Source organism: Streptomyces lienomycini (genome assembly GCF_027947595.1).
GTDB lineage: Bacteria > Actinomycetota > Actinomycetes > Streptomycetales > Streptomycetaceae > Streptomyces > Streptomyces lienomycini.
In genome coordinates this window covers 1,899,035-1,914,561 of the sequence record NZ_CP116257.1, presented here as the reverse complement: position 1 = coordinate 1,914,561, position 15,527 = coordinate 1,899,035, and the positions used below count along the sequence as shown (strand labels likewise).

The window sequence follows — 15,527 nt, the reverse complement described above, 5'->3', positions numbered from 1 at the left end:
CTCCTCACTCCTAGGTGGTCATGGGAGACCCAGAGTGATCCACTGCACCCTGCCGCGCACCCGCTGCACAGCGCTGGGGCCCGGTTCCGACTGACGGAACCGGGCCCCATTCGCTCGTACTGCCGCGGTCTACGCGATCCGGTCGGCCTAGTCGAGGTAGTCGCGCAGGACCTGAGAGCGCGACGGGTGACGCAGCTTCGACATGGTCTTCGACTCGATCTGGCGGATGCGCTCGCGCGTGACGCCGTACACCTTGCCGATCTCGTCGAGGGTCTTCGGCTGACCGTCGGTGAGACCGAAGCGCATGGAGACGACGCCCGCCTCACGTTCGGACAGGGTGTCGAGCACGGAGTGCAGCTGCTCCTGCAGGAGTGTGAAGCTGACCGCGTCGGCCGGGACGACCGCTTCGGAGTCCTCGATGAGGTCGCCGAACTCGCTGTCGCCGTCCTCACCCAGCGGGGTGTGCAGCGAGATGGGCTCGCGACCGTACTTCTGGACCTCGATGACCTTCTCGGGGGTCATGTCGAGTTCCTTGGCCAGCTCCTCCGGGGTGGGCTCGCGGCCCAGGTCCTGGAGCATCTGGCGCTGCACGCGCGCGAGCTTGTTGATGACCTCGACCATGTGCACCGGGATACGGATGGTGCGGGCCTGGTCGGCCATCGCGCGGGTGATCGCCTGACGGATCCACCAGGTGGCATAGGTGGAGAACTTGTAGCCCTTGGTGTAGTCGAACTTCTCCACGGCGCGGATGAGACCGAGGTTGCCCTCCTGGATGAGGTCCAGGAAGAGCATGCCGCGGCCGGTGTAGCGCTTGGCCAGGGAGACCACGAGGCGGAGGTTGGCCTCCAGCAGGTGGTTCTTGGCGCGGCGCCCGTCCTCGGCGATGATCTCCAGCTCGCGCTTGAGCTTGGGCGCGAGCTTGTCCGAGTTCGCCAGCTTGTCCTCGGCGAAGAGACCGGCCTCGATGCGCTTGGCGAGTTCGACCTCCTGCTCGGCGTTGAGCAGGGGGACCTTGCCGATCTGCTTGAGGTAGTCCTTGACCGGGTCGGCGGTGGCGCCGGCCGCGGCGACCTGCTGGGCCGGGGCGTCGTCCTCATCCTCGTCGGACAGCACGAAGCCCGCGTTCTCGGTGCCCTCGGGCTCCTCCGTCGCGGCCTTCGGCTCCTCGGTCGACTCGTCCTCGAGAAGCTCGCCGTCTTCCTTCTTGGCGGTGGTCTTCTTGGCCGCCGTCTTCTTGGCGGTGGTCTTCTTGGCCGTCGCCTTCTTGGCCGTCGCCTTCTTGGCCGTCGCCTTCTTGGCGGTGGCCTCTTCCTCGACGGCGGGCTCGCCGGCGGGCGCCGCCGGGGTGGCGGGAGCGGTCGTCTTCCTGCTGGTCACCGTCTTCGCCGCGACCGTCTTCGTGGCGGTGCGCTTGGCGGGACTCTTCGCTGCGACGCTCTTTCGGGTGCGCTTGGGTTCTGCGGCACTGACCATCAGCGTCACACCCTCTTCCTCGAGGATCTGGTTGAGGCTGCGCAGTACGTTCTTCCACTGAGTGGCCGGAATCTGGTCAGCTTCGAAGGCCCGACGCACGTCATCGCCGGCGATCTGCCCCTCAGCCTTTCCCCGCTCGATGAGCGCCATGACAGAGACGGACTCGGCGATCTCCGGCGGGAGCGTACGGGATGTGCTGGCCGACACGAACAACCTCTCGGAACGTTGAAAAACGGCTTCCGGCCCCGTCCACGGCGGACAGGAGCCGACCACCGGCTTGGGAATGGGCCGACGGTGCGGGCGGGCCGGGGAGATGCACAGCGCCGTGAACGGCGTCCGTATTCCTCCGCGGCTGTCACCTCTTAGGTCATCGTGTTGTTCCCAAGAGCGTTACGCCCAATCCGCGTGGCCCGAGTCACACCCCGTAAGCGATCAAAACCGGTCAGATGCGAATAAACAAGGTCACCAACTCGGGGTTCGGCCGCTTCGTAAGGGCTCAGCCTCTCATCAGACCGTCGGACCCCGTCGAGCCTGGAGCGGCTCCACGGGGTCCGACGGCGACGGCGAACGGCCGGCCACTGCCACAGGAGGGGTTTGGCGTGCCCGGCACGCGCCGTCCGGCGGAAGGCGGTCAGTGCTCGCGCGGGGCGGGCACCACGCGCTCCACCTCGGGGTGGACGGTCAGAAGCTGACGCATGGCGGACTCGGCCGCCGCACCGTCCCCGGTGGCGAGGGCGTCGACGATCCTGCCGTGCTGCGCCAGCGACGCGTCGTTCGGCCGGTCACAGCCCGTGACCGGGCCGCCGGAGACGTGGAGCGCCGCGGAGACGATCCCGGAGAGGTGGTCCAGCATCCGATTGCCCGCGACCTGGATGAGCAGGGTGTGGAACTCGGCATCGGCGCGCGAGAAGGTGAGCGCGTCACCCTGTCCCATGGCGTGGCCCATGATCCCGACCATGTCCGACAAGCGCTGCTGGACCTCCTCGCGCCCATGCCCGGCGGCCAGGCGCGCGGCGAGCGGTTCGATCGTCCAGCGCAGCTCGCTCAGCTCGCGGCGCTGGTCGTCGCGCTGCGGCCCGAAGGCACGCCACTCGATGATGTCCGGATCCAGAAGGTTCCAGTCACTGACGGGGCGCACGCGCGTGCCGACGTTGGGGCGGGCGCTGACCAGCCCCTTCGCCTCCAGCACGCGAAGGGACTCGCGGACCACTGTGCGCGAGACCTCGAAACGCTGCCCGATCTCCTCGGGCACCAGCGGGCGGTCGGCGCCCAGGTCGCCCGAAACGATCATCTGGCCGAGCTGCTGGACGAGTTGCCCGTGCAGTCCGCGGCCACGGTTGCCCGAGCTGCGCCGGCCCACGCGGCCCAGCTCGGGCTCCACTCCTTCCCAGGAGGGCGCCCCGACGCGGTCGACGGCGGGCGTCTCGGCGTACGGGTAGCGGTCGAGTTCGCCCGGGTTCGCGAGGCCGGAGTCGGCGGAGCGGGCGGCGGTCATCATGGTGTGCGCAAGGGTACTCACGCATCCTTTGTCGGCTCTGATCCCAACTCCCTTGAGGTCTTTGGTGAAAAGCACACGAAAGGGTGATCGCTCACCCCGTCGCAATTGACGCCTTATCGGAAAGAAATGGGCGTTCCCCGGGGAGTTGCGCACAGGGTCGGACCTGAAGGGTGGCCGGACGTCACCGGACGCGGCTGCGCAGAGTCGTGAGCAGGTAGGCGCAGAGCAGAGCGGTCAGTGACAACGTCATTGCGCCGCCCACCGGTTGGGCGACGAGACGCAGCACCTCCGCCACGTACCGCTCGCCGCCGAAGGGCCACTGGGTGAGGAGGACCTCGCGCACCCGCATCGGGAAGCCTGCGGCGGTCCGCACGGACGGACCCTCCCAGACCTTCTGTACGAGCGGCACGACGACCACCGGAACGGCGACCACCGCCGCCAGTCCGGCAGTGGTGGACCGGAAGACACCCGCGGCGAGCACCCCGGACCAGGCGCAGCCGACGACGAGTCCGAGCCAACCTGCGCTCAGCGCGGGCAAGTCCGCGGGAAGCTCCGCGAGCTCCTGTCCGAAGACCAGGCGGAGCACTTCGACGTTGCAGCCCACCGTCAGGGCGGCCAGCAGCAGCGCGACGGCGGCGGAGCAGACGAGTTTGGCGCTCAGCAGCCCCATGCGGCGGGGCACGGTCCCGCGGTCGGCCGCGAGGGCGGGGTGGCGGAACTCGTCGCCGAAGGCGAGCGCGCCGAGCAGGCCCGCGCCGAGTGCCGCGGGCGGCAGCGGGAGCTCCCGCGGCCAGGCCGCCAGGAGCCGCGGGTGCGGGGTGTGTCCGATCCGGGCCAGCACCACGGCGGTGACGGCGGACACGACGAGCACGACCGCTCCGGTGACGAACCCGGTACGGACACCCGTCGCGCGACGGACTTCGTAGCGCAGCGGGCGCAGCGGGCTGGGGGCGGAGCGGACGGAGATGGGGGGCGGGAGCGTGGAGGCGGCTGCCCGGGCCTTCGCCGTATTGAGGACGAGGGCACCCAGCGGGCGACGGGGGGCGGCATCGGCCGTGACCGAGTCGTCGGGGGACGGGAGCGGCGGGTTGGCGGTTGACGGGAGGCCGGGGGACGGGTGGGTGGCGGGTGCCGCCCTGGAGATCCGCGCCCGATCACCGCCCGCCGCATCCGGGGATTCCTGGTGCTCCTGGTGCTCCTGGTGCTCCTGGGCCTCTTGGGACTTTCGGGCCGCTTGGGGCTCTGGAGCGTCCGTGATGTGCGTCTTCGAGGGCTCCTGTGACTTCTGCGTTTCGCTCAGCGTCTGTCGCCTCTGTGCGGCCTGCTGCTGCCGGGCTGCGGGGACCGCGTCGGCACCGGGGCCCATGTCGCCGATCTCGTCGGCCAGTTGGTGTACGAGGATCCCGTGCCGGAAGGCTGCCTCGCCGATGTCGGCGCACGTACTGCCGTACACGGCGAGCCGGTTGCCGCCTTCGCACACGACCTCGACGGAACGGCGTGCCGTACGCGCCTCCTTGACCAGGAGGGCGCCGAGGCGGACGGCATGCGGACTGCGGACGGCGACGCGGGAGCGCAGCCGGGTGCGGGAGAAGTCCGCCGCCTCCTGGTCGGCGACGACTCTGCCCCGTTCCAGCGTGACGACGTGGTCGGCGGTACGCGCGGCCTCCTTGGGGTCCGCCGTGCTGAACAGGACGGTGCCTCCCTGGGCGGCATGGGTGCGCAGTGCGCCGTGCAGCCCGCGGGCCTCTCCGGCGGAGAGGGCGGCCGCGGGGTCGTCGAAGACCAAGGTGTGCGGGTCGGGAACCAGCGCGCAGGCCAGTCCGAGGCGTCGGTCCATGCCTCGGGAGAGGGTGCCGAGGCGTTCGTCCCGCAGGCTCACGAGACCGAGCGACTCCAGGACTTCGTCGGCCCTGCCGACCGGGACGCCCGCGGCCGCGCACAGCATGCGCAGATGGCCGCGCACCGTACGGGCGGGGTGCCCCGGGACGTCTCCCAGCAGCACGCCGACCTCGCGCGAGGGGTGGGCGATGCGGTGCAGGGGGCGTCCCCTGAAGTAGGTGAGACCACGCCCGTGTTGGAGCTCGAGCATGAGTCTGAGTGCCGTCGTCTTGCCGGCGCCCGGTGCTCCGAGCAGTGCGGTGACGCGGCCCGCGCGCGCCTCGAACGAGACGTCGTCGACGGCGGGCGGAAGCTCCTTGCGGGGGTTGCTGGTCAGTCCGAAGGCCTGGATCACCCGTAGCAAGATAGCGCGTCATATCCGATTTTTCGGGCATTGCGCGGCCTGCTTGGCCCCCCCGAACGGGCCGCACCGTCACATCTCGGGACGCAGCATCGGGGGGTTGAGAAGGGTGGCGCCGCCCGCACGGAAGAGCTGGGCGGGACGGCCGCCCTGACGGGTGGTCGTCCCACCGGTGGGCACGAGGAAGCCCGGTGTACCCGTCACCTTGCGGTGGAAGTTGCGGGGGTCGAGCGCCACGCTCCACACCGCCTCGTAGACGCGCCGCAGCTCACCGACGGTGAACTCGGGCGGGCAGAAGGCGGTGGCCAGGGACGAGTACTCGATCTTGGAGCGGGCTCGTTCCACTCCGTCCGACAGGATTTGGGCGTGATCGAAGGCGAGCGGTGCCAGCCCTTCGCCGGGGCGACCGTAGCCGCTCTGTTCCAGCAGTTCCTCGACCGGTGCCCAGCGGGCGTTGCTGGCGTCACCGCCCGCCCGCGGTGCGGGCAGGTCCGGCGCGAGCGCGAGGTGGGCGACGCTGACCACCCGCATCCGGGGATCGCGCCCGGGGTCGCCGTACGTCGCGAGCTGCTCCAGGTGAGCGCCATTGTCCTGGGTCGGCGCAGCGGGGTCGTGGACACACAGCCCGGTTTCCTCGGCCAGCTCCCGCGCCGCCGCCTGCGCGAGGTCCTCGTCGGCCCGCACGAACCCGCCGGGCAGGGCCCAGCGCCCCTGGAAGGGCGGCTCGCCCCTGCGCACCGCCAGCGCACACAGGGAGTGGCGGCGCACGGTCAGCACGACCAGGTCCACGGTGACGGCGAAGGGCGGAAACGCTGACGGGTCGTAGGGCATGCGGCGATCATAGTCGTCTGCCTGACGATAAACACTCCTTTCACCCACCGCTTCGGGCACTGATCCACTTGCGCACGCCGCGCGTGCCGCCGCGTGCCGCCGGGTGCCGAGAAGTCGCACGATGTGCCCGTCGCGCCAGGTCAAAGCCCTGACCGCGGTCCGCCCAGTCGATCCGACGGACGGGTCCCGGCCACCGGTTCAAGGACGCTCACCGCACCCCTCGCCGCCCCGTTCTCCCGCACGCGCCCCGTCCGGGCAGGCGCCCTCCCGTCCCATGGCCTGTGTGCCCGCGGCGCGAGAACGGGTCAGTCCCGTGCCCGCGGCCCCGGGCCGGTCGGTCGCGGAAGGAGTGCGGGGACGCACGATCTTCGCACTCGGCCCCTGCCCCCGCGCCCCGGCACGGCGACGGACGCCGTTGGCGGAGGCGAGGGAGCGCGAGCGGCGGCGACGGCCGGGCGGCGGACCGGACGAGGGCTTGGCGGGCTCGCGGTCCACGGGGTCGTCCGCGCGCCCGTCGCCTTCGGAACCGCCGCCTCCCTGGCCTGCGTCGCCTTCCCTGCCCTCACGCAGACAGCGGCGGATCGACTCGGGATCGAGGCCCTCGTTGCACGCCTGGTGCAGGAGCCGGGCGAAGAGGTAGTCGGGGTCCGCGCCCAGGGCCATGGCCAGGGCCTCCCGGGCCTCCAGCTCGTCGCCGGCGGACCAGGCGACCCATCCCGCGAGGGTGAGGGGCGCGGCCGCGTGTTCGCCGTACGGTACGACGCAGCGGCGTGCCAGGGCCCGCCAGAGGCGCATCGCGGGTGCCGCCTCGTCGCCCTCCATCCACGCGGCCGCACGGTCGCGCGTCGTACGGTCCTGCAGTCCGAGGATCAGGGCCGCCGCCTCGTCGTGACCGAGCAACTGGTCGTCACGCAGGTCCTCTGCGGGCAGGCCGGACACGGGCGGGGCCTCGGCGAGGCGTCGCATGACCCGCTCGGCGGTCTCCAGTGTCTCCTCGGCCACGTCCGAACGGCCGGCGGTGTCGAGGATCCGGGAGACCAGCGTCGTGGCGGCCCTGTCCAGGGCGGTCGCCTGCTCGGCCGCCACGCTCTCCCGGGGCAGCAGCCTGGCCCGCAGCTCACGGAGCGAGCCGCGCACCTGGATACCGGCGTAGGTGGCCGCCGCGGCCAGCACCGACGTACCGGGCAGCCCCATCGGGAGGCCTTCGGACGGGCAGCAGGCCTCCTCGTCGCAGCAGTAGGACCAGAAGCGTCCCGCGGAGATGCACAGCGCTTCGACGACGGGCACGTCGAGGGCGCCGCATTCGACGCGCAGCTTCTGGGCCAGTGGTCGCAGTCGCTGCATCACCTCGCGGCCGGTCTCGCCCGGGCTCGGTTCCTGGCAGAGGTAGGCGACCATCTGCTCCGGCCTGACACCTCGCCGCTCGCTTCCGGTCACGAGGCCATGGACCAGTTGACCGGCCGCGCCCGCCCAGTCGTCGGTGCTCGCCGGAATGCCGAGTCGCGCCCGGCCGCCGAAGCGGCCCCGCCCGTCCCTGTCGCGCAGGGCGGCCAGGACGATGCTGTCCTCGGGCCGGTACCCGAGCAGGTACGGCAGGGCGTCGGCCAGTTCGGCGGGGGTGCGCAGAGTGACCTGGTGTTCGTCCGCGGCGTCCTTGTACGAGGGGTGGTTCGTCCGACCCGGCTCCGCGCCTTCCGGGATGTCGCCGTTCTCGGGGGATCCAGTCGTTTCGCTGTGGTTCGTCATGGACCGACGATCTCGCGAATCGGGAAGTTCCGCTTTTGCCTGTGGATAACTCTCATCAGGGACACATCACCCCTCGGGTTCCTCCGGGTGGCGCGGAGGAACCGAGCGGCGGGCCTTGCCTACCCGGCCAGGGCGAGGACCAGGGGAAGCACCTCGCCGGCGCCCGCCTGGCGCAGGAGGCGCGCGCCTACGGCCAGGGTCCAGCCGGAGTCGGTGTAGTCGTCGACGAGCAGCACCGGGCCGGGGTTCTCCGCCAGGGCCGAGGCGAGTTCGTCGGGCACCGTGAACGACTCCGCCAGGGTGCGCAGCCGCTGGGCGGAGTTGCTGCGGTGGGCGGCGTACTCACCTGCACGGGGGCTGTGGGCGAGGCTGCCCAGCAGCGGGAGCCTGCCGACCCGCGCCACGCCCTCGGCGAGCGAGGTGACCAGCCGGGGGCGGGTACGGGAAGGAACGGCGACGACGCCCACCGGCCGCGCCACCGCGTCGGGGGAGCCGCCGGCCCAGCCGTCCGGTGACCGGGCCCAGTCGGCCAGCACCGTCACCACGGCGGCCAAAACGTCGTCCGGGACGGGCCCGTCCGCGGCCTGCGCGGACAGGAGAGGCCGCAGGCGGTTGCCCCAGCCGATGTCCGAGAGCCTCCCCAGCGCGCGCCCGGTGGCCGCCTGCCGGCCCGCGGGAATGCGCCCCTTGAGGTCCATGCCCACGGCGGCGAGGCCGGTCGGCCACATCTTGCGGGGCTCGACCTCCACGCCCGGGCGGCCCAGCTCGCCCGTCGCCGCCGCGAGGGCCGCGGAGGAGACGGCCGGATCGAGCCAAGGTCCGGCGCAGGTGTCGCAGCGGCCGCACGGGGCCGCCTTCTCGTCGTCGAGCTGCCGCTGCAGGAACTCCATTCGGCACCCCGTGGTCGTCACGTAGTCCCGCATGGCCTGCTGCTCCGACTGCCGCTGCCGGGCCACCCAGGCGTACCGCTCCGCGTCGTACGCCCACGCCTGGCCCGTGGCGGTCCAGCCGCCCTTCACGCGTCTCACCGCCCCGTCCACGTCCAGGACCTTCAGCATCGTCTCCAGTCGCGAGCGGCGAAGGTCCACCAACGGCTCCAGCGCCGGGAGCGACAGCGGCCGATCCGCTTCCTGCAGTACGCCCAGCGTGCGTCGCACCTGCTCCTCCGGCGGGAAGCCCACCGACGCGAAGTACGCCCAGATCGCCTCGTCCTCCCGCCCCGGCAGCAAAAGGACGTCCGCATGGTCCACGCCGCGCCCCGCCCGGCCCACCTGCTGGTAGTAGGCGATCGGCGACGAGGGCGAACCCAGATGCACGACGAAGCCCAGGTCGGGCTTGTCGAAGCCCATGCCCAGGGCCGAGGTCGCCACCAGCGCCTTCACCCGGTTCGCCAGCAGGTCCTCCTCGGCCTGCAGCCGGTCGGCGTTCTCCGTCTTGCCCGTGTAGGACGCCACCGGATGACCGCGCTGCCGCAGGTACGCCGCGACCTCCTCCGCCGCCGCCACCGTGAGCGTGTAGATGATCCCGGAACCCGGCAGGTCCCCCAGCCGCTCCCCCAGCCACGCCAGCCGGTGCGCCGCGTCCGGCAACTGGAGCACCCCCAACCGGAGGCTCTCCCGGTCGAGCGGTCCCCGCAGCACGAGCGCGTCCCCGCCACCGGTGCCCAACTGCTCCGCCACGTCGGCCGTGACCCGGGCGTTGGCGGTCGCGGTGGTGGCCAGCACCGGCACCCCGGCCGGAAGCTCGGCCAGCATCGTGCGCAGTCGGCGGTAGTCGGGACGGAAGTCGTGCCCCCAGTCGGAGATGCAGTGCGCCTCGTCCACCACGAGGAGACCGGTCGTGGCCGCGAGCCTCGGCAGTACCTGGTCGCGGAAGTCCACGGAATTGAGGCGTTCCGGGCTCACGAGGAGGACGTCGGTCTCCCCCCGCTCGACCTCCCCGTAGATCGTTTCCCACTCCTCCGGGTTGGCCGAGTTGATCGTGCGCGCGCGGATGCCCGCCCGCGCCGCCGACTCGACCTGGTTGCGCATCAGTGCCAGCAGCGGCGAGATGATCACCGTGGGCCCCGCCCCGCGCCGGCGCAGCAGCGCGGTGGCCACGAAGTACACGGCCGACTTGCCCCAGCCGGTGCGCTGCACCACCAGAGCACGCCGGTGCTCCTCCACCAGGGCCGCCACCGCCTGCCACTGGTCCTCCCGCAGGCGTGCCGGCCCCCCGGGGTCGCCGACGAGCTCGGCGAGGACGGCGTCGGCTTCGGTGCGGAGCTCCAGATGGTCCATACCCCCATGCAACCCGATGGCACTGACAATGGGCGAATCCGGAACGCGCGGCCCAAGATCAGCCACCGGCACGCAGCCGCACCGTGCCCCGGCGCCACCACTGCCCGCTGCCCGCTGCCCGCTGCCCGCTGCCCGCCCCGGGGTGTAGCACGTGCCGCGTCCCATGCGTCGCCGGGAGACACTCCGGGTAGGGATATAGAACGCACATCAGTCGATAACGGCCGTCGGCCTCAATTGCTCGTTGCCGCATTCAAGTTCGACAGGAAGAATTGAAGTCCGCTCCCCGCACGGCCCGTCCGTGATCCGGCAGGGCTTCACTGCGGTGCGCGCTCCCCGAATCCGACCCTGCCCGCAGTGTGGGCGCGTAGCCGAAGGGAGGAACGTGACCTTCGGATTCGCTCCGTCCTCGGCGGCCTCGCTTTCGTCGTCCGCCGTTTCCGCCACTCGCATGCTCGAACCGGCGGAGTGGGCCGCCGCCGGGATCCCGCTGCTGCGCAATCCTCGGGAGGTCGTCAGCGGGCTGCACTCGCGGCACCACCCGAAGCCGGCGACCGCGGTCGTGGCCGTGCTCGATCCGGACGAACGACTGCGCGCCAGCGCATCGTTCACCAGCCGCCGCTCACCCGCCGACGGCTGGATGTTCCGCAACGCGCTGCTGTCCCAACTGCGCCGTGTCATCCCGCACGATCTGCGGCGCCGCACACCGGTGCGCACCGCGGTGCTGCTCTACTGCCGTGAGGGCGACGCGCGTTGGACGGAGGAGGACGGCGCGTGGATGTGGGGACTGCGGGACGCGTGCACCCTGCACGGGCTGCGCTGCGGCGCGTACATCACGCTGACCCGGGACGGCTGGCAGGTCCTCGGCGAGGGCCGCGGCGGGCGCAGACCCAACGCGGCGTCGGCGCCGGAGCCCTTCGCGACGTCGGAGGCACCGCCCCCGGCACCACGCACCGGCGGTGTCGCGTCGGACGTACTGCGCCGCGCGGCGGCCCGCTGACCGTCCCCGGGACTGGACGGGACGCCGCGGCCGGCAACACGGGCCACCGCCCCACGACCGGCCGGCGACCGGGTCGGCCGGCCACCGGAGGGCCGCCCTGCGCCAGGACCGGTCAACGCCCGTACGCCGCCAGCGCCCTGGCGGCGCACACCGCCACTTGTCCGCTCGCGACGTGGGGGCCGGCGACGCATCGTGGGGCGCCGGGTGCGCCCGGGCACACCGAAGCCACCGCTGTGCGGGGGCCGCGGTCCGGCGGCCCCCGGTGTCACACCGGCGTCCGCCGCACCCGGCGCAACGGGCTCAGACGCCCGCGCCCAGCACCGAGTTGATCCGCTGCGGGTCGCCGCAGACGATCAGCAGGGCACCGGCCCGGGAGTGGGCGGCGGCCAGGGCGGTGGCAGCGGCGGCCTCCGGGCCACCGTTGAGCGCGACCACGACCACGGCCCGCGACGCGGCACGGTCGGCGACGGCGGCGTCCGCGTAGAAGACGTCGTCGCCCGCATCGTGCTGCGCCCAGTAGGCGGCGTCGCCGAAGGACAGTTCGTGGGCCGCCCACGGGTGGGGCTCGCCGGTGGTGATCACCAGCACGTCGCCCGGGGTACGGCCCGAGTCCAGCAGCAGGTCCACGGCCTCTTCGGCGGCGTCGAGCGCGCCGTCGGGAGTGGCCGGGATCAACTGGATCTGCGGGGCGGCCGGGGCAGCTGCCGGGGCGGCCGGACCCGAAGGTGCGGGCTTGGCCTCGGCCGTGTCACGCGACGCGCGTTGCGTCGGCGGCGCCGGCCGCACCGGGCCGGGACGGCCGGGGCGCGGTGGAGCCGCTGGGCGGGGACCGGGTACGGGGCGGGGGGTCGGCGCGGTGCGGCCACTGGCCGGAGTGGCGCGGGGACCCTGGGCCTTCTCGTGAATCTGAGGCTCCTCGGGAATGAGAGGCATGAGCTGATATTTATCAAACGTTGGTGCGGCTCGCGTCGGCGGGTGGCACATGCCTGCGAGCGGAACCGTCAGAAATCGAATCCGAGCTGACCCTCGATCTCCGGAACGCTTCCGTCCACCCAACTGCGGACCTTCTTGAGGTGCCGCCACTGGGGCAGCGCATCAAGATACGCCCACGACAACCGGTGGTGCGGGGTGGGGCCCCGCTCCGCCAGTGCGGCCTTGTGCACGGGCGACGGGTACCCGGCGTTGTCCGCGAAACCGAAGTCTGCATGGTCGACGCCCAGTTCGGCCATCATTTTGTCGCGCTGAACCTTGGCGAGCACCGAGGCGGCCGCCACGGCGACACAGGACTGGTCACCCTTGATCACTGTGCGCACCCGCCAAGGCGTCCCGAGATAGTCGTGCTTGCCGTCGAGGATGACGGCCTCGGGACGGACCGGCAGGGTCTCCAGGGCCCGCCCCGCCGCCAGTCGTAGCGCGGCGGTCATCCCCAGTGCGTCGATCTCCTCCGGGGAGGCGTGGCCCAGGGCGTAGGACGTGACCCAGGTCCGCAACTCCACGGCGAGTTCGGTGCGTCGCTTGATGGTGAGCAGCTTGGAGTCGGTCAGACCGACCGGAGGCCGACGCAGTCCGGTGATCGCGGCGCAGACCGTGACCGGACCGGCCCACGCTCCCCGCCCCACCTCGTCGACACCGGCAATGATCTTCGCTCCGGTCGTGGCGCGGAGAGAGCGCTCGACGGTGTGAGTAGGTGGTTCGTACGGCATGGCGCCCCTAGCCTACGCCGCCTGGATCAGCGGGCGACACCCCGGTTCCCCGAACGTGACCGGCCTCGTCGCCGGACGCGATCAGGTGCCATCGGGCCGCAGTAGCGGAACCATCAACTGGTCGATCATTTCCTCGAGCTCCCAGTCATCCCATTCGCTTGCACAAATTTTCGAGCGGTACATCATCATCGCCGGGATGGCGTCGAAGACGTAGCCGTTGGCGGCGTCGCTTCGGACCTCTCCCCGCTCTATGCCGCGGTTGATGACCTCGCAGAGCATCTTGAGGGTCGGCTCGACCACCCCCTTGATGATCACCGCATGGAAACGTTCGGCCTGCGCCGTGTCGCATTCGTGAATCACCGACCGCAGCGCGAATCCGGGCCTGGAGAACATCGCGTCGCGCGCTCTGCGGCAGAGTTCCAGCAGGTCCTCGCGCACGCTCCCCAGATCCGGCACCGTGTCGAAGCTCGGCAGCCCGGAGCGCAGGGCGTCCGCGACCAGGTCCTCCTTGGACGGCCAGCGGCGGTAGACGGCCGCCTTGCCGGTCTGCGCTCCCGCGGCCACTCCCTCCATCGTCAGGCCGTTCCAGCCGACCGTGCCGAGCTGATCCAGTGCCGCCTCGAGGATCGCGCGCTCCAGGACCGCGCCACGTCGGCGGGAGGGCGTCTGAGCGGAGGCGGCCGCCCAGTGCGAAGCAACCATGTCGGAGGACTCCAGAAAGCGGTGAAATCGGGTATTCGGGGACAAGGCACGCATCGTGCGGCCGCGACGGGGGACCGGACGCACGACGGCTCAATAAGTGAACGGTTGCGTTCACTGTCGGCGAGTCACTAACGTTGAAGCAACAGTGAACGCGAGCGTTCACTAAGCCATTCGTGGGGGACACATTGTGACAACCTCTTCTCTGATCAAAGACCAGAAGCCGGGTGCGGCCCGCCGGGAGGGGCATCCCGGCATCGCGCTCGCCGTCATCGCGGCCTGCCAGCTCATGGTCGTACTCGACGCGACGATTGTGAACATCGCACTCCCGCACATCCAGAACGCACTCGATTTCAGCACGACCGACCTCACCTGGGTCGTCAGCGCGTACACGCTCACCTTCGGCGGCCTGCTCCTGCTCGGCGGCCGGGCCGGAGACATCCTCGGCAGGCGTCGGGTCTTCATGACCGGCATCCTGCTCTTCACCTTCGCCTCGCTGCTCGGCGGCTTCGCCCAGGAACCCTGGCAGCTGCTGGCGGCACGCGTCCTGCAAGGCGTGGGAGGCGCGATCGCGTCGCCCACGTCGCTCGCCCTCATCACCACCACCTTCCCCGAGGGGCCGGAGCGCAACCGGGCCTTCGGCGTCTTCGCCGCCGTCTCCGCGGGCGGCGGCGCCATCGGTCTGCTGGCGGGCGGCATGCTCACCGAGTGGCTCGACTGGCGCTGGGTGCTCTTCGTCAACGTGCCGATCGGCGTGTTGATCGCCGTGCTCGCCCCGCTCTACATCAGCGAGTCCGAACGGCACTCCGGCCGCTTCGACATCGCCGGGGCGGTGACGTCGACGGCGGGTATGGCGTCCCTCGTCTACGGCTTCATCCGGGCCGCGGACGAGGGCTGGCGGGACAACCTGACCATCGGCTCCTTCGCCGCCGCGGTGGTCCTGCTGCTGGCCTTCGTCTTCATCGAGTCGCGGGCCAAGGAGCCGATCACCCCGCTGAAGATGTTCGCCGACCGCAACCGCTCCGGCACGTACGTGATCATGCTGAGTCTGGCCGCCGCGATGTTCGGCATGTTCTTCTACATCGTGCTGTTCGTGCAGAACGTGCTGGGCTACACCCCGATCGAGGCCGGTCTGGCCTTCCTGCCGGTGACGGTGGTGATCGCACTCGGAGCGGGGTTGTCGCAGCGGTTCCTGCCCGTGTTCGGCCCGAAGCCGTTCATGATCGTGGGTTCGGCGCTGGCCGCGCTCGGGCTCGGTTGGCAGGCCCTCATCAGTTCCGACAGCTCGTATGTCGGCGGGATCCTGGGACCGATGCTGATCTTCGGCTTCGGCATGGGGCTGAACTTCGTGACGCTGACGCTGACCGCGGTCTCCGGGGTCGCCCAGCACGAGGCGGGCGCGGCGTCGGGTCTGCTCAACGCGATGCAGCAGGTGGGCGGATCGATCGGGCTCGCGATCCTGACGACGGTCTTCGGCACGGCCAGCAAGGACGAGGCGGCGAAGCAGGTGCCGGACTTCCTCACCAACGGTTCGGCGGAGCAGAAGGCGGAGTTCGCCCGGACGCAGCAGTTGCCGGCGCCCTGGGAGCACGACGTGCTGGCTCAGGGCATATCGGCGGCCTTCATTCCGGCCGCCGCCATGGCCGTCCTCGCGCTGGCCACGGCGTGGCTGGTGATCCGGGTACGCAAGAGCGACCTGGAGGCCCTGTCCGGCTCGGCCGGTCCGGGGGTGGGCTGACGCCGCGGCACCAGGGGCCGGGCCGGGTCCGACGGTGGGCGTGCCACACGCCCGCCGGGGACCTGCCGCCCGGCCCGCGGCCGGCGCCCGGCCCGGTCGACCCGGCAGGACGAGGGAGAGGACGACGAAGAGGGCGACGGGCAGCAGCGCCACGAACAACGACAGCCCCTCCACCTCCCACCACACCCCCTCATGACCTACCAGGCCTGCGATTCGGGGCGACGCCCCGCACAGCGGTTGTCATGACAACGAGCGGGCGGTCACGGAGAGTTCCCACCATGCACGGAGAGTTCCCGGCGAGCGTCGCGAGTCTCCGCGCGGGCC

General features: G+C 71.5%; 10 protein-coding genes and 1 pseudogene. 2 read left to right on the top strand and 9 right to left on the bottom strand.

Features of this window, described 5'->3' with window-relative positions; all coding sequences use genetic code 11:
- Positions 1 to 147: 147 nt before the first annotated feature.
- The 6 genes and pseudogenes from BJ961_RS08845 to BJ961_RS08820 form a co-directional block, all read right to left on the bottom strand.
- Positions 148 to 1,680 carry an RNA polymerase sigma factor gene (locus BJ961_RS08845; RefSeq protein ID WP_271320750.1) on the bottom strand — a complete coding sequence of 511 codons (1,533 nt, stop codon included), beginning with the start codon at positions 1,678 to 1,680 and terminating at the stop codon, positions 148 to 150.
- A gap of 424 nt (positions 1,681 to 2,104) precedes the next feature.
- On the bottom strand, positions 2,105 to 2,992 hold the full coding sequence (gene whiH, locus BJ961_RS08840) for a sporulation transcriptional regulator WhiH (protein ID WP_271320749.1): 888 nt from the start codon (positions 2,990 to 2,992) through the stop codon (positions 2,105 to 2,107).
- Positions 2,993 to 3,152: 160 nt separating this feature from the next.
- A pseudogene (locus tag BJ961_RS08835) lies at positions 3,153 to 5,204 on the bottom strand (ABC transporter ATP-binding protein).
- A 78-nt stretch (positions 5,205 to 5,282) separates the two neighbouring features.
- A complete protein-coding gene (locus tag BJ961_RS08830; protein WP_271320747.1) occupies positions 5,283 to 6,041 on the bottom strand; it encodes an NUDIX hydrolase in 759 nt (252 codons plus the stop codon).
- 198 nt (positions 6,042 to 6,239) lie between these two features.
- Positions 6,240 to 7,787, bottom strand: a complete 1,548-nt coding sequence (locus BJ961_RS08825) for a DUF4192 domain-containing protein (RefSeq protein ID WP_271320746.1) — start codon at positions 7,785 to 7,787, stop codon at positions 6,240 to 6,242.
- A 119-nt stretch (positions 7,788 to 7,906) separates the two neighbouring features.
- Positions 7,907 to 10,066 carry a RecQ family ATP-dependent DNA helicase gene (locus BJ961_RS08820; protein ID WP_271320745.1) on the bottom strand — a complete coding sequence of 720 codons (2,160 nt, stop codon included), beginning with the start codon at positions 10,064 to 10,066 and terminating at the stop codon, positions 7,907 to 7,909.
- A gap of 382 nt (positions 10,067 to 10,448) precedes the next feature.
- On the opposite strand from BJ961_RS08820, the gene BJ961_RS08815 reads away from it, so the two are divergent.
- Complete coding sequence (locus BJ961_RS08815) at positions 10,449 to 11,063, top strand: hypothetical protein (protein WP_271320744.1); 615 nt, start codon at positions 10,449 to 10,451, stop codon at positions 11,061 to 11,063.
- Positions 11,064 to 11,363: 300 nt separating this feature from the next.
- On the opposite strand, the gene BJ961_RS08810 is transcribed toward BJ961_RS08815, so the two are convergent.
- The 3 genes from BJ961_RS08810 to BJ961_RS08800 all read right to left on the bottom strand — a co-directional run bounded on the left by BJ961_RS08810 (position 11,364) and on the right by BJ961_RS08800 (position 13,468).
- Complete coding sequence (locus BJ961_RS08810; RefSeq protein WP_271320743.1) at positions 11,364 to 11,996, bottom strand: hypothetical protein; 633 nt, start codon at positions 11,994 to 11,996, stop codon at positions 11,364 to 11,366.
- 68 nt (positions 11,997 to 12,064) lie between these two features.
- Positions 12,065 to 12,766, bottom strand: a complete 702-nt coding sequence (locus BJ961_RS08805) for a ribonuclease HII (protein WP_271320742.1) — start codon at positions 12,764 to 12,766, stop codon at positions 12,065 to 12,067.
- A gap of 81 nt (positions 12,767 to 12,847) precedes the next feature.
- On the bottom strand, positions 12,848 to 13,468 hold the full coding sequence (locus tag BJ961_RS08800) for a TetR/AcrR family transcriptional regulator (RefSeq protein ID WP_271320741.1): 621 nt from the start codon (positions 13,466 to 13,468) through the stop codon (positions 12,848 to 12,850).
- 187 nt (positions 13,469 to 13,655) lie between these two features.
- On the opposite strand from BJ961_RS08800, the gene BJ961_RS08795 reads away from it, so the two are divergent.
- The gene (locus tag BJ961_RS08795; RefSeq protein ID WP_271320740.1) at positions 13,656 to 15,203 is read left to right on the top strand and encodes an MFS transporter; all 1,548 of its coding nucleotides are present in this window, start codon (positions 13,656 to 13,658) and stop codon (positions 15,201 to 15,203) included.
- The last annotated feature ends 324 nt before the right edge of the window (positions 15,204 to 15,527 follow it).